23 protein-coding genes are annotated in these 23,924 nt (G+C 63.1%); 13 read left to right on the top strand and 10 right to left on the bottom strand.

What is annotated here, in order from left to right; genetic code table 11:
- The first annotated feature begins 203 nt into the window (after nucleotides 1-203).
- From G4G27_RS04180 to G4G27_RS04170, 3 genes are all read left to right on the top strand, one after another.
- The gene (locus G4G27_RS04180; RefSeq protein ID WP_183112181.1) at nucleotides 204-1,919 is read left to right on the top strand and encodes a hypothetical protein; all 1,716 of its coding nucleotides are present in this window, start codon (nucleotides 204-206) and stop codon (nucleotides 1,917-1,919) included.
- A 94-nt stretch (nucleotides 1,920-2,013) separates the two neighbouring features.
- Nucleotides 2,014-3,417 (top strand): glycosyltransferase family 2 protein, encoded by a 1,404-nt coding sequence (locus G4G27_RS04175; RefSeq protein ID WP_202049660.1) that lies wholly within the window; start codon nucleotides 2,014-2,016, stop codon nucleotides 3,415-3,417.
- A 10-nt stretch (nucleotides 3,418-3,427) separates the two neighbouring features.
- A complete protein-coding gene (locus G4G27_RS04170) occupies nucleotides 3,428-4,567 on the top strand; it encodes an NAD-dependent epimerase/dehydratase family protein (protein WP_183112180.1) in 1,140 nt (379 codons plus the stop codon).
- Nucleotide 4,568: 1 nt separating this feature from the next.
- Here the strand turns inward: G4G27_RS04170 and G4G27_RS04165 are convergent, their stop codons facing one another.
- Nucleotides 4,569-5,702 carry an endo-1,4-beta-xylanase gene (locus tag G4G27_RS04165; RefSeq protein WP_183112179.1) on the bottom strand — a complete coding sequence of 378 codons (1,134 nt, stop codon included), beginning with the start codon at nucleotides 5,700-5,702 and terminating at the stop codon, nucleotides 4,569-4,571.
- Between the two features lie 79 nt (nucleotides 5,703-5,781).
- Nucleotides 5,782-6,897: an endo-1,4-beta-xylanase gene (locus tag G4G27_RS04160; RefSeq protein ID WP_183112178.1), complete on the bottom strand. Its 1,116-nt coding sequence runs from the start codon at nucleotides 6,895-6,897 to the stop codon at nucleotides 5,782-5,784.
- Nucleotides 6,898-6,947: 50 nt separating this feature from the next.
- On the opposite strand from G4G27_RS04160, the gene G4G27_RS04155 reads away from it, so the two are divergent.
- The 6 genes from G4G27_RS04155 (at nucleotide 6,948) to G4G27_RS04130 (ending at nucleotide 13,440) form a co-directional block, all read left to right on the top strand.
- Nucleotides 6,948-7,748 (top strand): hypothetical protein, encoded by an 801-nt coding sequence (locus G4G27_RS04155; protein ID WP_183112177.1) that lies wholly within the window; start codon nucleotides 6,948-6,950, stop codon nucleotides 7,746-7,748.
- A gap of 108 nt (nucleotides 7,749-7,856) precedes the next feature.
- On the top strand, nucleotides 7,857-8,039 hold the full coding sequence (locus G4G27_RS04150; protein WP_183112176.1) for a hypothetical protein: 183 nt from the start codon (nucleotides 7,857-7,859) through the stop codon (nucleotides 8,037-8,039).
- A 129-nt stretch (nucleotides 8,040-8,168) separates the two neighbouring features.
- Nucleotides 8,169-9,299 (top strand): zinc-binding dehydrogenase, encoded by a 1,131-nt coding sequence (locus G4G27_RS04145; RefSeq protein ID WP_183112175.1) that lies wholly within the window; start codon nucleotides 8,169-8,171, stop codon nucleotides 9,297-9,299.
- Nucleotides 9,300-9,383: 84 nt separating this feature from the next.
- A complete protein-coding gene (locus tag G4G27_RS04140) occupies nucleotides 9,384-10,049 on the top strand; it encodes a glutathione S-transferase family protein (protein ID WP_183112174.1) in 666 nt (221 codons plus the stop codon).
- 31 nt (nucleotides 10,050-10,080) lie between these two features.
- Entirely contained in the window at nucleotides 10,081-11,361 is a 1,281-nt protein-coding gene (locus tag G4G27_RS04135; protein WP_183112173.1) for a glycosyltransferase family 1 protein, read from the top strand.
- A gap of 126 nt (nucleotides 11,362-11,487) precedes the next feature.
- On the top strand, nucleotides 11,488-13,440 hold the full coding sequence (locus G4G27_RS04130; RefSeq protein ID WP_183112172.1) for a CocE/NonD family hydrolase: 1,953 nt from the start codon (nucleotides 11,488-11,490) through the stop codon (nucleotides 13,438-13,440).
- Between the two features lie 122 nt (nucleotides 13,441-13,562).
- On the opposite strand, the gene G4G27_RS04125 is transcribed toward G4G27_RS04130, so the two are convergent.
- From G4G27_RS04125 to G4G27_RS04110, 4 genes are all read right to left on the bottom strand, one after another.
- Nucleotides 13,563-14,180 (bottom strand): ATP-dependent Clp protease proteolytic subunit, encoded by a 618-nt coding sequence (locus G4G27_RS04125; RefSeq protein ID WP_183112171.1) that lies wholly within the window; start codon nucleotides 14,178-14,180, stop codon nucleotides 13,563-13,565.
- A 42-nt stretch (nucleotides 14,181-14,222) separates the two neighbouring features.
- The gene (locus G4G27_RS04120; protein WP_183112170.1) at nucleotides 14,223-14,582 is read right to left on the bottom strand and encodes a hypothetical protein; all 360 of its coding nucleotides are present in this window, start codon (nucleotides 14,580-14,582) and stop codon (nucleotides 14,223-14,225) included.
- Nucleotides 14,579-14,893 (bottom strand): metalloregulator ArsR/SmtB family transcription factor, encoded by a 315-nt coding sequence (locus G4G27_RS04115; RefSeq protein ID WP_183112169.1) that lies wholly within the window; start codon nucleotides 14,891-14,893, stop codon nucleotides 14,579-14,581. The genes G4G27_RS04120 and G4G27_RS04115 overlap by 4 nt, the downstream gene beginning before the upstream one ends.
- 195 nt (nucleotides 14,894-15,088) lie before the next feature.
- Nucleotides 15,089-15,535: a cupin domain-containing protein gene (locus G4G27_RS04110; protein ID WP_183112168.1), complete on the bottom strand. Its 447-nt coding sequence runs from the start codon at nucleotides 15,533-15,535 to the stop codon at nucleotides 15,089-15,091.
- Between the two features lie 10 nt (nucleotides 15,536-15,545).
- Here G4G27_RS04110 and dapE point away from each other — a divergent pair, with 10 nt between their 5' ends.
- Both dapE and G4G27_RS04100 read left to right on the top strand, forming a co-directional pair.
- Nucleotides 15,546-16,706, top strand: coding sequence for a succinyl-diaminopimelate desuccinylase (dapE, locus tag G4G27_RS04105; protein WP_183112167.1), 1,161 nt, complete (start codon nucleotides 15,546-15,548; stop codon nucleotides 16,704-16,706).
- A gap of 13 nt (nucleotides 16,707-16,719) precedes the next feature.
- Nucleotides 16,720-17,190: a GNAT family N-acetyltransferase gene (locus tag G4G27_RS04100; protein WP_183112166.1), complete on the top strand. Its 471-nt coding sequence runs from the start codon at nucleotides 16,720-16,722 to the stop codon at nucleotides 17,188-17,190.
- Nucleotides 17,191-17,228: 38 nt separating this feature from the next.
- On the opposite strand, the gene G4G27_RS04095 is transcribed toward G4G27_RS04100, so the two are convergent.
- The 4 genes from G4G27_RS04095 to G4G27_RS04080 all read right to left on the bottom strand — a co-directional run bounded on the left by G4G27_RS04095 (nucleotide 17,229) and on the right by G4G27_RS04080 (nucleotide 21,508).
- Nucleotides 17,229-18,905, bottom strand: coding sequence for an EAL domain-containing protein (locus G4G27_RS04095; protein WP_183112165.1), 1,677 nt, complete (start codon nucleotides 18,903-18,905; stop codon nucleotides 17,229-17,231).
- 71 nt (nucleotides 18,906-18,976) lie between these two features.
- Nucleotides 18,977-19,543, bottom strand: coding sequence for a Smr/MutS family protein (locus tag G4G27_RS04090; RefSeq protein ID WP_183112164.1), 567 nt, complete (start codon nucleotides 19,541-19,543; stop codon nucleotides 18,977-18,979).
- A 43-nt stretch (nucleotides 19,544-19,586) separates the two neighbouring features.
- Nucleotides 19,587-20,828, bottom strand: coding sequence for a murein transglycosylase A (locus tag G4G27_RS04085; RefSeq protein WP_244624550.1), 1,242 nt, complete (start codon nucleotides 20,826-20,828; stop codon nucleotides 19,587-19,589).
- Nucleotides 20,829-20,863: 35 nt separating this feature from the next.
- Nucleotides 20,864-21,508, bottom strand: a complete 645-nt coding sequence (locus tag G4G27_RS04080) for a Tim44/TimA family putative adaptor protein (protein WP_183112163.1) — start codon at nucleotides 21,506-21,508, stop codon at nucleotides 20,864-20,866.
- A gap of 203 nt (nucleotides 21,509-21,711) precedes the next feature.
- Between G4G27_RS04080 and secB the strand changes: the two genes are divergently transcribed.
- Both secB and murJ read left to right on the top strand, forming a co-directional pair.
- On the top strand, nucleotides 21,712-22,224 hold the full coding sequence (gene secB / locus G4G27_RS04075) for a protein-export chaperone SecB (protein ID WP_183112162.1): 513 nt from the start codon (nucleotides 21,712-21,714) through the stop codon (nucleotides 22,222-22,224).
- A 129-nt stretch (nucleotides 22,225-22,353) separates the two neighbouring features.
- Nucleotides 22,354-23,919, top strand: a complete 1,566-nt coding sequence (murJ, locus tag G4G27_RS04070; RefSeq protein ID WP_183112161.1) for a murein biosynthesis integral membrane protein MurJ — start codon at nucleotides 22,354-22,356, stop codon at nucleotides 23,917-23,919.
- Nucleotides 23,920-23,924 lie beyond the last annotated feature (5 nt).

Below are 23,924 nucleotides of genomic sequence, written 5' to 3'. Positions count from 1 at the left end.
ACGGATAAGAAGCCGAGACGAGCTCGGCCTCCCTGCGTGTAGGCGTAGGGGTATCTATGGCGGTAAGCCGTGTTGTCAGGTGCGTAATCACCACCTGCAGTTTAGTATCATTGATGACAATGAACGGGGCCGCAATTGGCCAGGCGGACACCCGCCCAGCCGCGGCATCCGGTCGTATCGAAACATCCAGTGCGGCCGCACCGATGCTGTCATTGGCCTCGATCGGTTATCGTGATGGCGTCAGTTTTTCCGGGCTGGAGGGACGCCAGGAACTATTCTTCCGCGTGCCTCACGGTTCCTGGTTTACTGTCACCCGGCTGATCCTGCCGTTCGACGCGGTGGCCGCGACACCGGTCGCGCGAACCCTGACCATCATGGCGCGTGACAGGGTCCTCGGGCAGGTGGCAATCGGTGCCAACGGCATGATCGACCTGCCGGTTCCGCGCGACGCGATCGCTGGTGGGACGCTGCACCTCACGCTTATCTATAGCGGCGGCGCGACGCCCAATCGTTGTTTCGACCGCAGGACTGCAGCCGACCATTTACGACTCGATCCGGCAGGCGGCCTCGCGCTCGATATTGTCCCCGGTGCGACCATGCCAGCGGGCGCGGCCGCCGCGCTGATTGGTACCGCGCCGAGCGTGGTGCTTCCTGCGCGCATCAACGCTGCCCAGGCAGCGGCGGCACTGACGGTGATCGCCGCGCGTGGTGGAGGTGCGCTGGTCACAACGACACCCCCCGCGCCCGCTCGCTATATCCGGATCGGTAATGTTGGCGATCCGGAACTCAGTGCAACCAGCAACGGCAATATGATTGCGCTGACGATCGGCGGGCGCGATCCCGCAACGACGGCGCGGGCGATTTTCTCGCGCGTCGGAGACACGCTTGCGGCCCCCAAGATCGATCATCTCGCCATCACGCCAAATATACCCGACACTTTGACCTTCGCCGATCTGGGCGCCGATCTCAGCCCGACATCGATCGCCGGCGAGGGTGGCTGGGCGCTCGCGGTCCCGGCGTCACGCCTGCCCATCGGCAAGACCATTGTCGGGCTATCGATCGATGTCGCCGCGCTCTCGACCGATCCGTCGGACAGCGTCTCGGCCTGGCTCAACGACACATTACTGGGCAGCGCGCCGCTCGACCGGTCGGGCCGGACCCGCTTGAATGTCGACGCGCCGGATGGCCTGATGCACAGCCTGAACGGTATCGCGGTGCGGATCACGCGTGGCCGCCGCGACGATTGCGGCGACATACCGCGCGGCTGGCCAGCGCAATTGCTGGGATCGAGCATGGTGCGGTTGGGCGGCGCCGGTCCGGTTCGTGACTTTCATGACTTTGCCGCAGCAAGCCATGCCGGCGTCACGGTCGTATTGCCCGGCCCCGACGCATTACCGCTTGCCGCCAAGGCCGTGGCGGGGCTGCTCGATGGTCGCGTGCCGATCACGGTTTCATGGCGGCAAATGCCCGCCGCAGGACCGGTAATTCTAATCGCCGATACACCGCCACCCGGCGCAACCGCGCCGCTCGTGATGCTGGGCGGCCGATTGACGCTGACCGGAGCGAGTAGCGAAGTGGCGTTCGATCTGCCGGACTCACACGATGCGACGATCGTCCAACTGGTGCAGGCGGACGGACGGCCGATCCTGTGGATCCGTCCGGCGCGGACCGGTCCGCCGGCGACGATGTGGCTTGATCAGGGTGATGTCGCGTTGGTCGCCGATGATGGAACGGTGACGCCGATCTCATCGACCCGGCCACGCCTGGCGATCGCCACAGCGGTGAATGCACCGTCCTGGTGGCAACAAAACCAACGCCTGTTGCTGATCCTCGCGGCCGTGCTGGCCGTGTCGCTGATTACCGCCTGGTCGTTCCGGCCCTCGGTCAGGAAGTCCAAGCCGGGGCAGGACGCGGCATGACGGCCTATTATTACGTTGCTGAGGGAAATCAGGTGCGACGCCGCCGCGTCGTGCCTGTCCGCTAGGCCGCGTGATGATGCTTTACGGGGAATCCGTGACCGTTTTGTTGTGCGCGCTCTTTATCGGCACGCAGATCCTCTACGCGCTTGCATCCATGATCGATATCTACCTGTTCCGCCTGCCGGTCGATCGCGTCGACATGACGGAAGAACAGGATCTGGAGCCGGGCGATTATCCGCGCATCGTCCTGTTCTATCCGGTGCTGCGCGAGCTCGAGGGGACAATGCGCACCACCTTTCTCAGCCTGCGCCACCTGCGCTATCCAGCCGGCCTGTTTCGCGTCATGTCGATTCCCAATTCCAATGATCTGGAAACGATCGCCAGTTTGCGCCGGCTCCAGCAGGAGTTCGATTTCCTCGAGATAATGGAGATTCCGGCGACCAGCGATCCGTCATGGTCGACGGTTTGGGACGCCTGGTCGGAAAATCCGAAATGCTATTGGTGGCATCAGGGCTCTCGCGCCGAAAACCGCGACCTGCCGCCTAAAAAAACGCGTCAGTTGATCTATGCCTTTTATACGCTCGCCGCACGCGAGCGGGGCGGCAGCGATTTCCTGGTCAACTATATCGACGCCGACAGCTGCCCGCCGCCCGATCACCTGATCGCCGCGGCGATCGGCATCAGACGGTTCGATGTGCTGCAGGCGAGCAACATCGCCGGCAATCTCAATGATACGCTGGCGGCAAGCTGGCACGCATTCGACCATATGGCGTGGGACGGGCGCAAATATAAGCATCTGACCGCCGGCGGCCGCCAGCCTTTCTGGGTGCTCGGCAAAGGCCTGTTCTTCAAGGCCTCCGACCTTCTCGCACTGGGTGGTTTCCATCCCTGGATCACGATCGAGGATCCCGAAGTCGGTCTGCGTTTCTGGGCTAATGGCAAGCGCCTCGGCTATATCGACAACCCGCTGATCGAAGAGGTGCCGACGACCTTTGGCCACGGCATCACGCAGCGCAAACGCTGGGTCGCCGGTTTCTTCCAGAGTCTCGATGTGCCGCTCAAGGCGCTCGGTTATTCGTGGCAGAGCCGGGTCAAGGCATGGATGATCCTGATCCCCTGCCTCAGCTATTGGATCAATCCGATCGGGCTGCCGGTCGGCGCCTGGGCGATGTGGCGACTGGTGTCAGGCTCTGGGCCGCTGCCGACCTGGACGATCATCCTGTCGGCGGCGAACGTCACCATCTGGGTGCTGTCGCTGTGCCTGCTCTATCGATCCATCTGGCAACGCACCGCACTGGTGCTCGAACGGCGCCGCGACCGGCTACGCTACCTCCTGCGCTGCAATCCGGTCGCACTGATGATCTGGGGTCTGGTGTGGATCGTGCCGCTGTGGATCGGCTGGCGGATGTACCGGCGCGACGGCGGGCTGATCTGGGAACGAACCGAAAAGGTTGACGCCAACGCATCGCTTGTCCGCCGCATCACGCATGAAATTTAAGGGAGATACCATGTCCAGTCGACACGCATTGATCACCGGCGGCGCCGGGTTCATCGGATCTCATCTAACCGACACGCTGATCGCGCGGGGATTTGAGGTAACGGTGCTCGATGCGCTGCTGCCCCAGGTCCATGCCGACGTGCCGGTCGATGCCGAGGGCTGGCCGACCTATTTGAACCGAGAGGCGCGGCGCATTCGCGGGTCGGTACTGGATGGCGAGCTTTTTACCGATGCGCTCGACGGCGTCACCCACCTTGTCCACCTCGCGGCTTCGGTCGGGGTCGGGCAGAGCATGACCGACATCGTCGACTATACCCGCAACAATGTGATGGGCGCGGCAACCATGCTGGAAGTACTCAATCAGGCCGATCACAAGGTCGAGCGGATCGCGGTCGCGTCCTCGATGTCGATCTATGGCGAAGGCGCGTATCGGCACCCGGCAACCGGCGCACGGGTGGCGCCGCTGCCTCGGTCGATCGACCAGTTGCGCCTGCAGCAATGGGAGCCCGCGGACGATGACGAACTGCTGGAGCCGCTTGCGACCACGGAAGAGAAACCACTCCAGCCCGGCTCGATCTATGCCATCAACAAGCGCGACCATGAGGAGATGTTCCTGACGGTCGGTCGCGCGCTCGATATCCCGACAGTCGCACTTCGGCTGTTCAACGCTTATGGCTCACGCCAGGCACTGAGCAATCCCTATACCGGTGTCGCGGCGATCTTCGTGTCACGCTTGCTTAACGACGCGCCGCCGTTGGTTTTCGAGGACGGCGAGCAACGCCGCGACTTTGTCCATGTCGCTGATGTCGCGGAGGCATTCGCGGTCGTGCTCGAAAGCAAGGCACGAATCTGGGACTCGTTCAACATCGGCAGCGGCCATTCGGTGACGGTACGAGAGATTGCGCAGACGCTTGCCCGCCTGCTGGGCAAAAATATCGCGCCGGAAATCCTCGGTCGCTACCGCGTCGGCGATATTCGTCACTGCTTCGCCGATATCGCAAAGATCGATCGCGTATTCGGCTTTAGGCCGCAGCGCGGATTTGAGACCGGCATGGCCGAACTGATCGACTGGGTCCGGACCGGCGACACGCCGGCGGACCGTTCGGGTGAGAGCATGGCCGCTCTGGAGCGGGGCAAGCTGCTCGTTTGAGTCAGGTCATCGCCCGACCCAGCACCTCTCGCACCGGCTTGGCGGCCATCTCGCCGTCATAAGGCAGCCCGCGGTTGAGCCGGCCACAATCGACCGGTGTGCAGGTCTGTGCCTCTTTGGTCTGAGGCGCGCAGTCCTGCAGCCAGCTATCGCGATCGCTCAGCCCCCAGGTCACCACACTGGTCAGCGCGGGTTGATCCAGTGCGACGTCAAGCAAGGCAGTAATCGCGTCGGCGACGTTACGGTCGCGCTGCGCCACCGGCAGCGTGCGGTCGGCCTCCAGAACGTCGAGCTCCGTAATCGAGATCTCGACCTCCATCGCGGCAAGTTCGGCGAGAAAGCGCGCCAGCCGCGCTTGCGGCAGCTTGCCCTTGGCGAGCTCGAGATGGCCCTGCAACCCGACGAGATGCAGCGGCGCGCCATCGTGCTTAAGACGCTCGACCAGCTTCAACAGCGCGATCCGCCGCGCTTCATCGACCGGATTGTCGTGGCACAGGCTATAATCGTTGATCATCAGTCGCGCGCCAGGGTCGAACCCATGCGCCGTCTCAAGCGCGCGACGAACATAGTCATTGCCATAGGCGCGTTGGAAACCGGTGCGCCGCATATCACCATGACCGTTTTCAGTATCGATCATCTCGTTGACCACGATCCATTCTCCGATCGTCCCACGATACCGCGACAACAACGTCGCGAAATGCCGTTCGATCGTGCGCCAATCTCCCTTGTCGCGCATCTCCTCACGCGCCCAGTCCGGAGTCATTTGTTCCCAGATCAGCGAATGGCCGCGCACGCGTTTGCCGTGCGCCGATGCGAATTCCGTGATCGCATCATAATTTCCATACCAGGGATCGCCGCGACGCCATTCCACCGCGCTCCACTGGCCATGATATTCCGGGACGATCAGGTCGCAATCGGCCGTGATCGCGTCGCGCAGGGGGGATGCTTCGACCAGCTGATCAGGCCGAACGGCGGTGCCAAAGCGACCCGCACGCAATGGTATCGGCACCGGTACCGGTGGAACCGATAACGGAAGCGGCGGCACCGCCGCGAAACCGCGCGAACCACTTATTGCGACCAAGGGCAGGATGCACATCGTCGCCAATAAATCGCGCCGTGACGCGCCGATGTCCATGATATGCCGGTCCAAACCCGTTGTTGGACGGGAACGTTACGGCGGGCTCGCTTAAAACCGGCGCATCAGGCGTGGTTTATCAATCATTTACCAGTCTTCGTTCAAAGGCGCGGCGGATCGCGTCATAAACCGGCTTGGGGACAAAATCGCGATCGAGCGGCAAGCCGCGGTTGCCGACATTGCGACCTTCGTCGAGCCAGGAATATCGATCGGTCAGGCCCCAGCAAGTCACGCTGCCAACCGCCCTGTTGTCGAGCGCGACATCCAGATAAGCACCGACCGCGTCGGCGACACGCCGGTCGCGCACGGGAACCGTTGCGGTCAGATCGGCCTCTTTGACATCAAGTTCGCTGATCCGGACCTGGAGCCCGAGATTGCCGAGTTCGTCGAGAAAATCGGCCAGCACCCGCTCGCGAAACGACGATTGATCGACCAACTCGAGATGCGCCTGGATACCGACACCGTCGACCGGCGCGCCCGCGCGTTTCAACCCCTCGAGCAATTTGAGCAGCAGATAGCGTTTATCCCGCTGCCAGGGCAGATCATGGGAGAGGCCATATTCATTGATGAACAGCGTCGCTCGCGGGGCGGCCTGACGAGCTTCGTCGAGCGCGCGGTGGATATAGTCGGGGCCGAATGCCTGCAGGAATGGCGACGGACGGAGTCCGTCCATGCGGTGGCCCATCTCCATCGGCTCGTTGACGACATCCCAGGTCCGGACAGTCGCGGCGTAGCGCGGCATGACCGCAGCCATGAAACGACGCATGATCGTCCAATCGGGTCGATCCGCCAACACCTGCGCGACCCAGGGCGGAATGCTTTGATGCCATAGCAAAGCATGGCCATGCATCGTCTTGCCGGTGGTGCTGGCGAAGGCGGCGATGCGGTCGGCATCGCGAAACACGAACCGCCCCTGTTGCGGTTCGATCCAGGCCCATTTCAGTTCGAGTTCAGGCGTTATGACACCGCATTCACGCGCGACGGCGGTGCGCAACGCCGCATCGGACGCGATCACGTTTGCGCGCATGGCGGCGCCGAACAACATGCCGGCGCGCCCGGCGGCTTCCTGCAGCGTCGGTGACCCAACCGGAACCGCCGCGACCAAAGGCACAGCCGCGACGCCAGCGAGCACCGAGCGGCGGGAAAAAGCGGCCTTTCGCGCATCGGTTGCGGCGAGTGCTGGATCGTCGGGCACTTCCCCTATCTAGGCGCGTTGTGTAATCGAAGCCATTACCTGGAGAAGATATGCGCGTGCCAACTGGGCTGTGGTCCGGACCATCCCTTGCGCTATTTGCGCTGCTCGTTCCGACCCCGGCCAAGGCTGGGCCATGGACCATGGCAAAGGGCGATGGCCGGGTGATCGTGAGCGCAATCTATTCGCACGCTGGCGAAAGTTACGATGCGTCGGGGGAAGCGAGGCAAGCGCCCGACTACGACCAGTACCAAGCCTATTTCCAGACGGAGTTTGGCATAACCGACGACCTTACCCTGCTGTTCACACCGAGCCTGAGGCGGGTGACGGTCGAGCAAGGCGATGACAGCACCGGCCTGGGTTATACCGAGATCGGCGCGCGCTATAAGCTGATCGACAAGGACGGGTTCGTCGTCTCGTTACAGGGCAGCGGCTTCATCCCAGGTGTCCGGCGGCGCGATGTCGTTGCGCAGATCGGCAGCACCGATCCGCAATATGACGCGCGTGCGCAGGCCGGATACGGATTCAAGATCGGCAAGCTCGACGGTTTTGTCAGCGCGGAGGGCGGTTATCGCTACCGCGCGGGCGACCAGCCCAACGAAGTCAATGGCGACTTTACCCTTGGGCTGCACGCGACCAAACGGCTGATGTTCATCGGCAATTCGTTCAATACCTGGTCGGACGGCCGGGGCGGTGGAATTTTTCCTTCCTATCGCTACAGCAACATATACGCTGGCGGCGTCTATGATCTGACCGATCGCGTGTCACTGCAACTGGGCGGCCTGGCGACGGTGTCCGGGCGCAATGCGCTGCGTGAGCGGGGCGTCTACACCGGGCTGTGGTTCAAATTCTGAACGCGCTTAATAAAAGCGCACATTGGCCAGTTCGAGCCAGGCCTTGCCGCCCGGCTCGCCGTCAAGCTGCACGATCAGCGCACGGAGCCGCGCCAGGTCGAGTGCCGCATGCTCATCCCTGCTGCGGAACGCGCTGAACGGGATGCGGATTTCGCGCCGGTCTTGGTCCGCGGCGAACGGCGCGACGAACGCGGCGCGATCCTGAATGCCGTAGCTGTGGAATTCGAGAGGCCGGCTGAGGTCGAGTTTGGTCAGCCATCAAATGATGTCGATATCCATGCCATCGAATAAAAAGATCGCGACTGCCGGATTGTCCTCTTCGTCGCACGCCGGAGAGCGTCTGGCCTGTTGTCGGCAAATTCCCCTCGCCCTCACGACCGTTCCGTTGCATATCGCTACGCAAATATCGGAGAACAAGCGATGACGATCACTACCGGACTCCAGCTCAGCTCGCTGATTACGCCTGAGGGTGAATTGCGCCTGTCGCTCGACGATGTCGCGATCCCCGCGCCGCGCGCTGACCAGGTCGTCGTGCGGATCGAGGCATCGCCGCTCAACCCTTCCGATCTCGGCCTGCTGCTCGGCCCTGCCGATCTGTCGACGATCCAGGCCGGCGGCACCGCCGAGCGCCCGACCGTGACCGCCTCGGTCGCTCCGGCGATCCTCCCCTCGCTCCAGGCACGGCTTGGCGAGGCGATGGCTGTGGGCAATGAAGGCGCCGGCGTCGTGGTCGACGCGGGTGACGACGCGAAGCACCTGATCGGCCGCACCGTCGCGCTGCTCGGCGGGTCGATGTATTCGCAGTACCGCGTGATGAAGGCATCCGACGCACTGGTCCTGCCCGAAGGCACCACTGCAGCACAGGGTGCCTCCTGTTTCGTCAATCCGTTGACCGCGCTCGCCATGGTCGAGACGATGCGCGCCGAAGGTCATACCGCTTTGGTCCACACCGCCGCCGCGTCGAACCTCGGTCAGATGCTCAACCGCATCTGCATTGCCGATGGCGTGGCGCTGGTGAACATCGTGCGCAGCGAAGCGCAAGCGAAGATCCTGAGCGATATCGGTGCGAAATATGTCGTCGACAGCACCGCGCCCGATTTCCGCGCAAAACTGATCGACGCGCTAATGGAAACCGGCGCGACGCTGGCGTTCGACGCGGTCGGCGGCGGTCCGCTCGCCGGCCAGATCATCGCCGCGATGGAAGTCGCCGCGACGCGGAAAATGACCGATTACAGCCGCTATGGTTCGACCACGCACAAGCAGGTCTATATCTATGGCGTGCTTGACCTGCGCCCGACCGAGATCGGTCGCAACACCGGGATGGCCTGGGGCATTGGCGGGTTCCTGCTGACCTATTTCCTGATGAAGGCCGGTGCCGAAGTCGGCCAGCGCATGCGCGCGCGCGTCGCCGCCGAACTGACCACCACCTTCGCCAGCCACTACACGTCGGAAATCTCGCTCGCCGAGGCGCTGCAGCCCGACATCATCGCCGCCTATGCGAAAAAGGCGACCGGCGAGAAATTCCTGATCAACCCAAGCAAGGGCCTGTAGAAAAGCCTAATTCCTCCCCCGCTGCGCGAGGGAGGAATTTGTGAGGATTGCCGCCCGCCGCCTGCCCGTCTATCCCCCGGCCCCATGCTTAAGCTCATCATCGGCAACAAGGCCTATTCATCCTGGTCGCTGCGCGGCTGGCTCGCGTGCAAGCAGTCAGGGCTGCCGTTCGAGGAGGTCGTCGTTCCGCTCTATGACGAGCAATGGGACAAACGCCGCGAGGGCGACGAGTTCGCGCCGTCATCGGGCAAGGTGCCGATCCTCTGGGATGGCGATGCGGTGGTCTGGGACAGCCTGGCGATCGTCGAATACCTCGCCGAAAAGACCGAGCGGGCCAAATTCTGGCCGGAAGACGATGCGCCACGCGCGATGGCGCGATCGATGGCGGCGGAGATGCATTCCAGCTTCACCGCGCTGCGCCGCAAGCACAGCATGAACATCAGGCAAGCCTTTCCGCCCAAGCACCCGGACGAGGATGTGCTCGCCGATCTCGGCCGGATCATGGAGCTTTGGGCGCAGGCGCGTGCGCGCTTCGGCGGCGACGGCGAATTCCTGTTCGGCCAGTTCGGCGCGGCGGACATCATGTTCGCGCCGGTCGTGACCCGCATTGTTACCTACAGCCTGCCGATCGCGCGCTTCGCCGCCGGTTATATGGATGCGGTGATCCAGCACCCCTTCATGCAGGACTGGATCGCGGCCGCGCAGGAAGAGGAATGGGTGATCGAGAAGTTCGAGGTTCCCGCCGACTGAGTGTCGATTCACCCATCCGCCAAGCCATGGCATGCCGATCGACTCCTCGACTGAAGGTCATCCCACCATCCCTCTCGCCACCGCAGATAATCCCGATCCGGTCATCAAGGCGCCGCTGGTGTGCATCGATTGCCGCTATATTCGCGAGCGGCCGAGCGGGATTGGCGAAGTGGTGCAGGCACTGGTCGATCACGCCCCGGCGCTGGCGCCCGAACTGCGCTTCCTGCTGCTCAAACACCTCGAAGCTCCCGCGATCCTGTCGGCCGCGCCGAACGTGACCGAGCGCACGGTGACGTTCGCCGCCAACGGGCCGGCAACGATGTGGATGATGTCGCGCCTGACCGACCTGAGTGACGTTGACCTGTTCCACGCGCCCGCCAACATCCTGCCCCATGGCCTACCCATGCCAAGCATCACCACGGTGCATGACGTGATGTGGCTGAAGCACCCCGACTGGGCGGCGAAACCGGGCCTGCGTGGGCGCATTGATCGCGCCTTTTACCGCCATGGCCTGAAACATGCGCTCGATCGGTCGACACGGATCGCGACGGTCAGTCAGGCGACCCGCGACGAGATCGCCACGATCGACCCGGTGGCGGCGGAACGGACCAGTGTCACGCCATCGGGCGTCGCGCCCGATTTCCGCCGGCTGGCCACGCAGGATGGTGGCGCGATCGCCCTGCCCGCGCTGGCTGGTCGTCGCTACATCCTGACGGTCGGACAATATGCGCCGTACAAGAATCATATCGCCGCGCTCGAGGCGTTCGCAATGGCGTTCCGCGGCGATCCCGATATCGCGCTGGTCTTCGTCCAGCGGCAGGGCGATGGCGCCGCCGTATTGCTCCCGCGCGCTGCCGCGTTGGGCGTGGCGGATCGCGTGCTGTTCGTCCCCCATCTCGACCGCGAACAGCTCATCGTACTCTACAATGGCGCACTCGCGCTGTGTCATCCCTCGCTCTACGAAGGGTTCGGCAATCCCATCGCCGAGGCGATGGCATGCGGATGCCCGGTGGTGACCAGCAACGTGTCGGCAATGCCCGAAGTCACCGGCGGCGCGGCAGTGCTGATCGATCCCAACCAGATCGCCAGTATCGCCGCGGCGCTGCATCGCGTCGTGAGCGAGCCAGGCCTTGGCGCCGCGCTGCGTCAGCGCGGGCTCGACCGCGCCGCGAAATTGCCATGGGTCCGCTTTGCCCAGGCCAATGTGACGCTGTACCGCGAGGCCCTGGCCGAGCAGCGCGAACACCAGGCGGGCAGGACCACCCTGACCGCGCCAGGCCTTCTCCCCGGACCCGCCACTTCGACAGCTTGACGACGCAATGTCATGGGGTTGCCTTCAACCTATACCCTCCCTCGATAAATCCCTGCCAGGCGGTTGCATTCGCCATCTGCCGGCTGCACCACTGCGCCATCAACGATAGTCGCAGGATGCCTCCCCATGATGAAACCGATGCTGCTCACAGCAGCGGCTGCGCTCGCTCTGTCTCCCGCCGTCGCACAGGATTCACCCCCGGCCAAAACCGCTGAAAACCGCTCCACGACCGGCGGAGACATCCCGGCCAGGTTCACCCCGCCCAACGCGCAGAATGATTACATCAAGCGCCAGGAAATGATCCCGATGCGCGACGGGACCAAACTCTACACCGTGATCGTCATCCCCAAGAACGCGACCAATGCGCCGATCATCCTCACGCGCACCCCGTACGACGCCAAAGGCCGCGCGATGCGGATGGACAGCCCGAGCATGCTCTCGACGCTGAACCTGGCCGATGAAAGCTTCGTCAAGGCGGGATATATCCGCGTCTATCAGGACATTCGCGGCAAATACGGGTCGGAGGGTGATTATGTCGTGACTCGCCCGGTGATCGGCCCGCTCAACCCGACCAAAGTCGATCATGTCACCGACGCCTATGACACGATCGACTGGCTGGTGAACAAGGCCAACTTGCCCCAATCGAACGGCAAGGTCGGCATGATCGGATCGTCCTATGAGGGCTTCACCGTCGTGATGGCGCTGCTCGCCCCGCATCCCGCGCTCAAGGTCGCCGCGCCGCAAAGTCCGATGATCGATGGCTGGATGGGCGACGACTGGCTGCATAACGGCGCGTTCCGGCTCGCCAACATCGCCTGGCTCGGCGCGCAAACCGGCTACAAGGGCGACGGCAAGGCACCGCCGACCGGCGGCTATGACGATTACGACAATTTCCGCAACATCGGCTCGGCCGGCGATTGGGCGAAAAAGTCGGGCTATGATCAACTGCCCTATTGGCAGCGCATGGTATCGCATCCGTCCTATGACGCGTTCTGGCAGGGCCAGGCGCTCGACAAGCTGATCGCGGCCAATCTATCCAACGTGCCGACCATCTGGGAACAGGGATTGTGGGATCAGGAGGATATATATGGCGCGATCACCGCTTGGGAGGCGCTGAAGGCCAAGGGCAAGATGGGCAATAACTTCCTCGTCATGGGCCCGTGGCGCCATAGCCAGATCAACCGCGAAGGCCGCTCGCTCGGCGTGTTCGAGTGGAATGGCGATACCGCCGAGCAATATCGCGACGAGATGGTCCTGCCGCTGTTTAACCAGTATCTGAAGGACGGCCCGCCGGCGAACCTGCCCGCCGCCGCAATCTACAATACCGGCGAGAATCACTGGGACCGGTTCAGCAACTGGCCGCTCGCCTGCAAGCAGGGCTGTGCCGCGCCGCTGACCCCGATCTACCTGCAGGACGATGGCGGCCTCGGCTTCGAAAAGGCGCAAGCCGGCGGCGATTCCTATGTCTCCGACCCGGCCAAGCCAGTGCCGCATCTGCCGCGGCCGGTGAATTTCGGCGATGGCCGTTGGGGCGACTGGCTGGTCAGCGATCAGCGCGGGGTCGATGGGCGGCCCGACGTGATGACCTATCAGACGCCGGCGCTGACCGACGCGGTGCGCGTGTCGGGCGCGCCGATCGCCGATATCTTCGCCAAGACAACCGGCACGGACGGCGACTTCGTGGTCAAGGTGATCGACGTTTATCCCGATCAGGTCGCGTCCGACCCCAAAATGGGCGGATATCAGCTACCGATCAGCCTCGACATCTTCCGTGGGCGCTATCGCGACAGCCTGGAAAAACCATCGGCGATCCCGGCCGGCAAGGTGCAGGAATACAAGTTCCGCTTGCCAACGGTGAACCATGTGTTCCAGCCCGGCCACCGTATCATGGTGCAGGTGCAATCGAGCCTGTTCCCGCTCTACGACCGCAACCCTCAGGCCTATGTGCCGAACATCTTCCTCGCCAAGAAATCGGACTATCGGAAAGCCACGGTCACGATCGAGCGTGGCGGCGCGACACCGAGCCGCGTGTGGCTGCCTGTGGTGCCGGTCGATCAATCGGCGACGCTGGCTAAATAAGCGTTGGGACACCAACTCCTCCTTCGTTTTGACGGAGGCGGACAGGCAACGTGCGCGGGCGGCTGGAGGCGTTCTTCCAACCAATCTACGCATGAACAGACCATTTAAATCCGGGGCGATGCTTATGCCGTTGCGTCCAGATTTTCTTCACGGACCTGTAGGATGCGATCGACCAAACCCCATTCCAGAGATTCCTCCGCGGTCATGAAGCGGTCGCGATCCATCGCGCGTTCAAATTCCTCATAGCTGCGTCCGCAATGCTCGGCATAAAGGCGCGTCAATCGGTGCTTGGTCCGTTTGATTTCCTCGGCATGGATGAGCATGTCCGATGCCTGCCCCTGAAAGCCACCGGATGGCTGATGGACGAGGATGCTCGCATTGGGCAGTGTCGCCCGCTGTCCGGGTTCACCCGCCATCAGCAGGAACGATCCCATCGAGCGGGCTGTCCCCATACAGAGCGTATGCACCGGAGCGCGAATGTAGCGCATGGTATCATACATCGCGAGGCCGCTCGTCACCATGCCGCCGGGGGAATTGATATAGAGGCTGATTGGCTTCTTGGGATTTTCCGCTTCGAGGAACAACAATTGCGCGCACACGAGCGCAGACACTGTGTCGTTCACTTCGCCGTTGAGGAAGATGATCCTTTCACGAAGAAGGCGGGAATAGATATCGAATGATCGCTCCCCTCTGCTTGATTGCTCTACGACCATAGGGACGAGTTGCATCGCTTCGCGCATCGGCGAATTCCAGTCTTCCAGAATTTAAGGGGGCTCGCCGCGTCAGGCGGCGAGCATGAGGATCAGGCCGTTATTGTTTGCGGCGGCGCGGGTCATCCGATCGAACCTCATATCCGTAAGTTCGTGAATGATCCGCAGACTGGTTCCGCCCGTCGCGTTGGGGGAGATCCGAAAGGTGACCACGCTTTCCAGAAATGGCGGATCGCTTTCGCGCATGCGGTAGCGGACCTCGTGCCCCGGCATGAGAGAGGTCGCCTCCGGATCGGCCAATGCCTCTTTCGGCAGCCAGTTCTCCCGGAATTCCGGAATGCTTATTGCGCGCCAGACCTTATGCGGCGGCTCATCGATTTCATACTCAAGCTCAATGCCCTTGTCATGGTCGTCGGTCTTTCCGTCGGTCATTGATCCATATCCTTCAGCAAGGCTTTGAGAGCGCCGATGCGCGCGGGCCAATAGGCGCGATACTTGGCCAGCCATCCAGCTATGAGTGCCAAGCCGTCTGGATCGACCTCGTAGTTCACAAAGCGCCCCTGTCGTTCCTCCCGCACCAGTCTCGCGCTCCGCAGAACCGAGAGGTGTTGGGACATGGCAGGCTGACTGATCTTCATGCCGTTGCGCAAAGCGCTGGCGTTCATGCTGCCGGTCGCCAGCTTCTCGAAGATCGCGCAGCGGGTGGGGTCAGCCAGAGCCTTGAATATGTCATTCTCTATCATGCCGACACATAAGCACGTACTTATGTGATTCGCAAGGCGTCGTCACCCGTTCGGCGGAAAGCGCAGCCGGAGACGCGGCGATTGCTGGGTTTGCGGCAACCGGCGGCACCGCGACGCCGGGGTGACGGTGCCGTCCTGAACAGTGTGCAGACAAGGGCTTGCTCGGTCGAAACCTGCCCTTGGCCGGGAGAGGAGTCAGAAGGCGCTGCCGTCCTTGCGCGTGAAACCGCCGCCATCGGCGATGTGCATGTCGATATCGGGGTAGTGGCAATCGCCGGCATTGGGACGTCCGACAGCGACAAACACGCAAGGCCGGGTGCTGCGATTCTGCAGCACATGACCGTTGCCGTCGTTCTTCGGAAATGAAGCGCAGTCGCCAGCGCGCATGATCTGCTCGCCTGCATCGTCGACCAGAACCGCTTCGCCAGAAATCATCACGACGAATTCGTCCTCGCACTCATGCCAATGGCGCTGCGACGACCAGGCGCCGGGTTCCAGCGTGACATGGCTGACGCCATAGTCGGAAAGCCCGCTCGCGGGTGCCAGACGCCTGTACCAACGGCCCTGAACCGGCCGCGCATATTCGGGCGGATAGCCCGTCGCATTGGTCTGCGGGATTGTATCGAGATCGAGCTTGGGCAATGTCCCCTCCATGCAAACTGAAGACAATCTGCCCGAAGTCGTCGCCCTTACCAAGGCGCTGATCGCCTGCGACAGCGTAACCCCCGCCCGTGGCACGGTGTTCGATGTACTCGAAGCGGCGCTGGTTCCACTGGGCTTCGACGTGGAGCGCTTCGTGACCGGCGAAGCGCCCGACGGACCAGTCGAGAATATGCTCGCGGTACGCGGCGCGTCGGGCAAACACTTCGCTTTTGCGGGCCATCTCGACGTCGTACCGCCGGGCAGTGGCTGGACCAGTGGTGCGTTCGAGCCCGAAATCCGCGGCGGCCTGCTCCATGGACGCGGCGCGGTCGATATGAAGGGCGCGATCGCCGCCTTTGTGGCGGCGATCCCCGCTGAAGCCGACGGCATTATCAGCCTGATCATCACCGGCGACGAGGAAGGACCCGCGACCTATGGCACCGTGGCGATCATCGAGCGCATGGCCGAGCGCGGGCTGAAACCCGATTTGTGCCTGGTCGGTGAGCCGACCAGCGCGGCTCGGCTCGGTGATATGATCAAGATCGGGCGGCGCGGATCGGTCAATATGTGGATCGATATCCCCGGCAAGCAGGGCCATGTCGCCTATCCGCACCTGGCCGACAATCCGATCCGCCGACTCGTGTCGATCCTGTCGGACGTCGATGCGATCACCCTCGATGCCGGCAGTGACTGGTTCCAGCCGTCGAATATCGAAGTGACCGATATCACCGTCGGCAACCCCGCGACCAACGTCATTCCAGCCCATGCCTCGGCCCGGCTCAGCATCCGCTTCAACGATCTGCAACGTGGCGAGGATCTGGTCGAGCGGATCGAAGCCATTGTCCATGCTCATGCACCGGAGGGTAAGCTGATCGCGCGCATCTCCGGTGAGGCCTTCCTGACGCCGCCTGGCGCTTTCTCGACCCTGATCGGCGACGCGATCGAGGCCCATATCGGTACACGCCCGGAACTGTCGACTACCGGCGGCACGTCCGACGCACGCTTCCTGTCCGCGCTTTGCCCGGTGGTGGAGTTCGGGCTGGTCAATGCGACAATGCATAAGCTCGACGAAGCGGTCGCGCTCGACGACCTCCTCGCCTTGCGTGACATCTATGCCGACATCCTCCAGCGGGCGCTGGCCGAACCGGCAACCGGAACCGGACAGATATAAGAAAGGGCTGACAATGGCCGACATTCGCATACGCCCGGTGACGCTGGCCGACTTCCATGCCTGGCTTCCGTTATGGGATGGTTATAACGCCTTTTACGGCAGGGCCGGTCCGACCGCACTTTTTCCGGCGATCACACAGGCAACTTGGGGCCGCTTCCATGATACCGCGGAGCCGGTCCATGCTCTGGTGGCGGAGGATGACGGGCAATTGCTCGGCCTGGCGCATTATCTCTTTCACCGCAGCACGACGGCGATCGCCGATACCTGTTACCTTCAGGATCTCTTCACCACCGAAGCTGCGCGCGGTCGGGGTATCGGTTCCGCGCTGATCACTGCGGTCCATGACCGCGCGCGGATCGCCGGCTCTGGTCGGGTCTATTGGCAAACGCATGAGAGCAACGCGGTAGCCAGACGTCTGTACGATCAAGTCGGCGAAGATAGCGGCTTCATCGTCTATCGGAAGCTGGTCGAAGGGATCGCGTGATCGTTCCCCTTTCCCGTTCGTTTCGAGCGAAGGTTGGATTACCCCGCGAGCGCGCGCCGCTCGTCAGTGCGCGACCAGGCGATAAAGGCTTCCTCATCCATCGGCAGGGCGATGGCATATCCCTGGATCACGTCGCAGCCAATCACGCGCAACACGTCCGCCTGTGCCTGGGTTTCGATCCCCTCGCCCACCGCCTCGCAGCCAAGGCCATGAATCAGCCCGATCACCGCGTGTGCGATCGTGCGGGCCTCGTTGCTGTCGGCGATATGTTCGATCAGGCTGCGGTCGAGCTTGACCCGGTCGACCGGCAGATCGCGCAACCGCGCGAGATTGGAATAGCCGGTGCCGAAATCGTCGATCGAGATCGTCGCGCCATCGGCGCGCAATTGAGCGATCGCTTCGATCACCTCGCTGCTGCAATGCATCGCCAGCGTCTCGGTAATCTCGAGCTCAAGCAGATGCGCCGGGGCGTTCGCTGCCTTCATCGCCGCACGCAGGCGGCGGAAGAACGCCGCATGGTCGAGCTGACGCGGCGAGATGTTGATCGCCAGGCGTTGCTCGATCCCCATCTTGCCCCAGCGCGCAATGGTGTCGGCGACAGTTGCGATAACCCATTCGCCAATCTCGACGATCAGGCCGGTCTCCTCGGCGCGCTTGATGAAAGTGCCGGGCAACCTTAGCCCGTCACGCGGGTGACGCCAGCGCAACAGCGCCTCGGCGGCAACAATCCGCCCGGCCGGCAAGCCGATCTGCGGCTGGAAGACGAGCGTGAATTGATTCTGTTCGATCGCCTCGCGCAGGTCGCTTTCGAGCTGGGCACGGTCGGCGATCTGTTCGGCCAGCGCGACACTGAAAAACTCCGTGCGCCCGCGCCCGTTCGCCTTGGCATGGTACATTGCGGCATCGGCCGCACGCATCAGGTCAGTCAGGTTGATGCCATGTTCGGGTCGCATCGCGATGCCGATCGAAGCGCCGATCTCAACTTCCGTACCGGCCAGATCGAACGCTTCGGCAAGCGCGAACAAAATGCCGCGGCCGATCCGCGCGGCGTCGGCGGGATCGCGCAGGTCGGAAAAGAAGATGGTGAACTCATCGCCAGCGAGCCGGCCAATCAACGGTTGGGAGGTACCGATCTCCGTCACCACCCGGTCCGCCACCGCGCGCAGGCGGTTCGCGACCATGCCGAGCAGCATGTCGCCCATCGCATGGCCCATCGTGTCGTTGACCACCTTGAAACGATCGAGATCGATAAAGAACAGGGCCGCGTCGGTGCCCTGTGGCATATCGCTGAGTACCCGTTCGCAGGTGCGGCGAAAATTAGTGCGGTTGGGCAGCGCCGTTACCGGGTCGAACATCGCGAGGCGATGGACGCTTTCCAGATTGGCGCCAAGTTGTTGAAACAAACCGCGCATCGCGCTGGCCAGCTGCGGCACGTTTTCAGCGATTTCAGAAGGAATCTCGCCATCCAGGTCGCCATGTGCGGCGCGCGTCAGCCGTGCGATGGCGGAATCGATCGACGAGGCAGTGGTCGATATCGCCCGTTCCGCCGATGCCCAGCACATTACGGCGCACACGATCGCCGGGATCAGCGCGCGCGATATATTGGCGATATCGATATTACCGCTGGAGGTCGCGACCAACGCGAGGATGAACGCGACCGCGCCCGCGCACATCGCAAAAGCGATGGCACGACTCTTCAGCGATACGCCTTCCATCGCGATTATAGATCCCCCCGCGGTGGCAATCCCGCCATTCCGGTCCAAAGGCGGACATTGCGCGCAATAGGTTAATTTTTCCTCGTACCCATCGGTTTAGGGGCCGGTTTCGGGGCCGGTTTTCGCAGGATGATATAGAGCGCACCGGTCCCGCCATGGCGCGGATGTGCGCCGCGTACTGCGGCGATTGCGGCGGCGTGACGCGACCCGGCCAACCAGTCACCAACCGCAGCCCGGATCGCACCGCGCGCATGGGGACGCTCGCTTTCAGGGCGTGGCGGCTTGCCGGTGACGAGCAGCACAACCCGGTCGCCATCGCGGATCGCCCGGTCGAGCGCGCTGTCGAGCGTCGTGTAGGCGGTGGACAAATTATGTCCGTGAAGGTCGATCGCCCGATCCGGCGCGATCGCTCCACGCGACAGCTGGCGATCCCAGGATCCGTCGAGCGTGGCGTGCTCCTTGCTCACCGTTTTTTTGGGCGGCGGGGGTGCCACGGGAATGCGAAGTTGAGCCACAGGTGCCTTTTTCGGCATCTTTGCCGGCGGTGCAGGCCGTGGCTTGAGGTCGCGATCCGCCACGGGAAGAGCGGCCTTAGCGACCGGTGCCACCGCCTTTACCGGGGTCTTTGCCACGCGCATGGGCCGCACCGTCTCAAGCACGCGCGCCCATAACGCGGCTTCATCAGGGCTTAACGGCCGCTCCGCCACGCGCGGCCTCCCCCGCCAGCCGCGTCAATGTACCGATCGGCAGAAACAGGAACGCCGACCCTCGCGCGCTCATGCCGCCGGCAATTGCGCGGGCCTCGCTGCCCGCACCCCAGAATGTGTCGATCCGGTTGCTGCCCCGGATCGCGCCGCCGGTATCCTGGACGACCCACAGGCCGGTCGCATCGGTACGATCGAGCGAGAGGAAGACCGGCGCGCCCATCGGCATGAATTTCGGGTCGGCGGCCGCACTGACCTGGCCGGTCACCGGCAGGCCCATCGCGCCGATCGGTGCACCGCTTTGTTCGCGGAAAAACACGAAACTCTTATTCTCGCGCATGATGTCACGGCCCTGCACGGGATTATCGTGCAGCCAGGCGACGATACCCTGCATCGACGTCTGACCAGGCTTGAGCAGGCCGCGTTCCTTCATCAGTGCGCCGATCCCGGTATAGGGGCGCCCATTCTGGGTATCATAGCCGATCCGCATCACCGAGCCGTCGGGCAGTTTGAGCCTGCCCGACCCCTGAATCTGCAGGAAGAAAATCTCGACCGGGTCTGCTGCCCATGCAATGATCGGCGCGCGACCGGTGAGCGCGCCGGTTTCGATCTGCGTGCGATCATAATAGGGCACCAGCGCACCCCGATCGAGCCGGCCGCGGATCTTCTTGCCTTTCAGGTCTTCGACGAATTGACCAAGATCGGCTTCGATCAAGTCGCCAGGACGGCCGTAAATTGGGACGTCATAGCCAGTGCGGCGATCGCGCGAACCGGCGATCTCCGGTTCGTAATAGCCGGTCGCAAAGGCGCGGCCGTCGCCGACCTGGACGCTTTCGAACCATTGATTGAAAAACGCCCGGGCCTCTCCGGCTCGTGCCGTGGCCGCAGCAGCGCATGCCGATTGCCAGTCAGCGCCGCGCGTCAGGCCCGACGTGTCGGTGCGCTTGATCAGCGACGGACAGCTCAGGCGGAATGCCACCAGCGCGTGCGCCGCCTGCGCATCGGTGATGGGTAGCGAATAGATTGGCGGACCGGCGATCGCGCCCGCAACTGCCGCGGTAAGGGCACCGGTCGATGCAGTCACGGGTGCCGCGGCGATCGGCTTGGCGGCGACCGGCTGACGCACCGGCGGCTCGGAAGACGGATTGGACGGCGGGACCATCTGCCCACCGCACGCGCCCAGCATCAAGGCCAGCGCGGCCACCCCCCAGCGGCGCATGCTCAAATCCCCTTCAAACCTAGTTCAAGCCCAAATCAGGCTTCGTCGGTGTCGGCAAGCTTCCAGTTCGGATCGCTGCTCTTCAGCGTCCGCGCGAAGGTCCATACATCATGCGTCTCAACCGCGTCGCTCATCGACCCGGCGACGAGATTGCCCTCGGCATCACGCGTCACTGCGGCGATATCGGCATCGAACCGCACCGTGATCCGCGCATTGCGGCCATCGAGTGCGGCATCGGCGATGATCGCACGTTCAATCGATACGAGGCGGTTGTCGAGCACATGCCCGGCGTCACGGCGCGCGGCGATCGCGTCGGCGAATGCCTGTTTGACCTCATCCTCGACCAGCCAGCCGAGCGATTCCTCGTCGCCCTTCCAATAAGCCTCCAGAATCATGCGATAGGCGCTTTGCGCACCTTCGACGAACTGGCCGACATCGAAGCCGGCTTCCGCCGAGACGATCGCGCGCAGACCAGCTTCGGCCTTCGGATCGATGTTCCGATTGACCAGTTCACGCGGCTCCGGCGCTGCCTCGATCGGGCGCGGCAGCGTAGTGATCGGCAGACGATCCTCAGCCGCCTTGGGCAAGGGCTGTTCATGACCGGTCCGCTTGCCGAGCACCATATACAGACGCAGCGCAAGGAAACCTGCCACCATCGCGAGAAGAACTACGTAAAACACTCGGGTCTCCGATATTCGGCTAACGGACTACATAGGCACAACGCGCGAATGTTTCAAATGATGCGCACGGTGTTGCAATCCGCTTGCGTCGCGCCCGTTGAACAACCCGCCGCCCCCTGCTAGTCGCGCCCCACCGGCACGCGCCCTTTCGCGACAGGACGCAACGCCTACATTCTTTACGGATATAAGAGGATCAAGTTTCGATGGACGAGCAGGACAATATTGCGACCGGCGGCGAGCCCTATGCGAATGGCGAGGACACGCTGCCCGCCGTCGGCCTGATCTCGCAATATGTGAAAGATCTCTCGTTCGAAAATCCGAACGCGCCGGCGGTCTATCAGAACCCGAACCAGCCGCAGATCGACGTCCAGTTCAACATCGGATCGGGTCAGGTCGGTGAGGATGTGCACGAAGTCATCCTGCGCATCGACGTCCGCGCCGAGGCCGATGGCCAGGTCGCCTTCATCGCCGAGCTCGCTTATGCCGGACTCTTCGGTATCCGCAACGTGCCGACCGAACATATCCAGCCTTTCCTGCTCGGCGAAGCGCCGCGCCTGATCTTCCCCTTCGCACGCCGGGTCCTGGCCGATGCGATCCGCGATGGCGGCTTCCCGCCGCTGATGCTCGAGCCGATCGATTTCGCCGCGCTCTATCAGCAACAGGCAGCCGCCGACGGCCAGCCTGCGGTCACCACCGGGGAAACCGGCACAGCCTGATCGGGGGCGCGTCTCACTCCCCGTTCGTCCTGAGCCTGTCGAAGGACCGTTCTTCCTCTTAATTGCCGGAGGGGAGAACAAGGCATCGACAGGCTCAGTCCGAACGGACAATTTGGTTAGGCTTTAGCGATGAACCTTACCCGTGCACTCGGATCGGTCGGCGGGCTGACGCTGGCCAGTCGGGTGCTCGGGCTGGTCCGCGATTCGCTGTTCGCGCGCTTTATCGGCGCGAGTTTCGCGTCGGATGCGTTTCTGATCGCGTTTCGCCTGCCCAACATGTTCCGCGCGCTTTTCGCCGAAGGCGCGTTTTCCGCTGCGTTCATTCCGATGTTCAATCGCAAGATGGCAGAGGACGAGGAAGGCAGCCTGGTCAAGGGTGTGTCCTTCGCCGAGGATGCGTTGTCAGTGCTGCTGCCGATCCTGATCGTCATGACGGTCGTGATGGAGCTGGCCGCTTATCCCGTAACCTGGGCGTTATCTGGCGGCTTCAACGGCATTTCGACGGCCGAATTCGAATTCGCGGTGGAATTGTCGCGGATCACCTTCCCCTATCTGCTGCTGATCAGCCTGGTCTCGTTGCTCGGCGGAATCCTCAACTCGTTGCACCGTTTCTGGATCAATGCCGCCGCGCCGATCCTGCTCAACGCGACACTGATCGCCGCTCTGCTGTTCTTCCACACCAACCCGCTCGGCACCGCGCGCAACCAGGCGATCGCGGTGACGCTGTCCGGCGTGCTGCAACTGCTCTGGCTGATCTGGGCGTGCCGCAGTGCCGGCGTGAAGCTCAAGCTCAAACGCCCGCGGCTCAATCCCGATGTGAAGCGCCTGCTGTCGCTGATCTGGCCCGCCGCGGCTGGCGCCGGCGCGGTACAGATCAACCTCGTCATCTCGACCGCGCTTGCCGCCAGCCTGCTGCCCGAAGGGTCGGTGTCCTATATCTATTATGCCGACCGGCTAAATCAGTTGCCACTCGGCCTGATCGGTATCGGCCTTGGCACCGTCCTGCTGCCGACCATTTCGCGTCAGCTGGGCAAGGGGCATGAGGCCGAGGCGATGGAAACGCAGAACCGCGGCATGGAACTGGCGCTGTTTTTCACCCTGCCCGCCACCGTCGCGCTGATCGTGTGCGGCGTGCCGATCATTTCAGCCCTGTTCCAGCACGGCGCCTTCACCAGCGCCGATACACTGGCGACCGCCGGTGCGCTCGCTGCTTTCTCGATCGGACTGCCCGCCTATATTCTGGTCAAGGTGCTGACGCCGGGCTTCTACGCCCGATCCGATACCAAGACGCCGGTACGCTTCGCGACGATCGCGATCGGTATCAATCTGATACTCAACCTGGCCTTTATCGTGCCGCTGCAGCATCTCGGACCACCACTGGCAACCGCGCTGGCGAGCTGCGTCAATGTCGTGCTGCTCTATCTGGCGCTCAAGAAGCGCGGCCATTTCGTCGCCGACCTGCGGCTGCGTCACCGCGCGATCCGTTTGCTCGGCGCAGCGCTGGTCATGGGGATCGCGATGTATTTCCTCGACGATCTGTTCACGCCCTACACCACCGGGCCAAGCCTGACACGCTGGGCGGCGATGTTCATACTGGTCGGCACCGGCGGGCTGGTCTACGCGGTCGCCTGCTTCGTGTTGCGCGCCTATCGCCCCGCCGATCTGCGCGCGCTGCTGCGTCGCAAGCCCGTTTGATTTGA

Source organism: Sphingomonas sp. So64.6b (genome assembly GCF_014171475.1).
GTDB classification, from domain to species: Bacteria; Pseudomonadota; Alphaproteobacteria; order Sphingomonadales; family Sphingomonadaceae; genus Sphingomonas; species Sphingomonas alpina_A.
The sequence above is the reverse complement of the archived record's forward strand: the minus strand, read 5'-3'. Positions and strand labels throughout refer to the sequence as shown.

What these genes read in the sequence shown, in the direction of transcription:
- G4G27_RS04180 (WP_183112181.1), top strand. Translation starts at nt 204, where the DNA reads ATGCTGTCATTGGCCTCGATCGGTTATCGTGATGGCGTCAGTTTTTCC.
- G4G27_RS04170 (WP_183112180.1), top strand. Translation starts at nt 3,428, where the DNA reads ATGTCCAGTCGACACGCATTGATCACCGGCGGCGCCGGGTTCATCGGA.
- G4G27_RS04165 (WP_183112179.1), bottom strand. Translation starts at nt 5,702, where the DNA reads ATGGACATCGGCGCGTCACGGCGCGATTTATTGGCGACGATGTGCATC.
- G4G27_RS04155 (WP_183112177.1), top strand. Translation starts at nt 6,948, where the DNA reads ATGCGCGTGCCAACTGGGCTGTGGTCCGGACCATCCCTTGCGCTATTT.
- G4G27_RS04150 (WP_183112176.1), top strand. Translation starts at nt 7,857, where the DNA reads ATGCTCATCCCTGCTGCGGAACGCGCTGAACGGGATGCGGATTTCGCG.
- G4G27_RS04145 (WP_183112175.1), top strand. Translation starts at nt 8,169, where the DNA reads ATGACGATCACTACCGGACTCCAGCTCAGCTCGCTGATTACGCCTGAG.
- G4G27_RS04140 (WP_183112174.1), top strand. Translation starts at nt 9,384, where the DNA reads ATGCTTAAGCTCATCATCGGCAACAAGGCCTATTCATCCTGGTCGCTG.
- G4G27_RS04135 (WP_183112173.1), top strand. Translation starts at nt 10,081, where the DNA reads ATGCCGATCGACTCCTCGACTGAAGGTCATCCCACCATCCCTCTCGCC.
- G4G27_RS04130 (WP_183112172.1), top strand. Translation starts at nt 11,488, where the DNA reads ATGATGAAACCGATGCTGCTCACAGCAGCGGCTGCGCTCGCTCTGTCT.
- G4G27_RS04125 (WP_183112171.1), bottom strand. Translation starts at nt 14,180, where the DNA reads ATGCGCGAAGCGATGCAACTCGTCCCTATGGTCGTAGAGCAATCAAGC.
- G4G27_RS04120 (WP_183112170.1), bottom strand. Translation starts at nt 14,582, where the DNA reads ATGACCGACGGAAAGACCGACGACCATGACAAGGGCATTGAGCTTGAG.
- G4G27_RS04115 (WP_183112169.1), bottom strand. Translation starts at nt 14,893, where the DNA reads ATGATAGAGAATGACATATTCAAGGCTCTGGCTGACCCCACCCGCTGC.
- dapE (WP_183112167.1), top strand. Translation starts at nt 15,546, where the DNA reads ATGCAAACTGAAGACAATCTGCCCGAAGTCGTCGCCCTTACCAAGGCG.
- G4G27_RS04100 (WP_183112166.1), top strand. Translation starts at nt 16,720, where the DNA reads ATGGCCGACATTCGCATACGCCCGGTGACGCTGGCCGACTTCCATGCC.
- G4G27_RS04095 (WP_183112165.1), bottom strand. Translation starts at nt 18,905, where the DNA reads ATGGAAGGCGTATCGCTGAAGAGTCGTGCCATCGCTTTTGCGATGTGC.
- G4G27_RS04090 (WP_183112164.1), bottom strand. Translation starts at nt 19,543, where the DNA reads ATGCGCGTGGCAAAGACCCCGGTAAAGGCGGTGGCACCGGTCGCTAAG.
- G4G27_RS04085 (WP_244624550.1), bottom strand. Translation starts at nt 20,828, where the DNA reads ATGCGCCGCTGGGGGGTGGCCGCGCTGGCCTTGATGCTGGGCGCGTGC.
- secB (WP_183112162.1), top strand. Translation starts at nt 21,712, where the DNA reads ATGGACGAGCAGGACAATATTGCGACCGGCGGCGAGCCCTATGCGAAT.
- murJ (WP_183112161.1), top strand. Translation starts at nt 22,354, where the DNA reads ATGAACCTTACCCGTGCACTCGGATCGGTCGGCGGGCTGACGCTGGCC.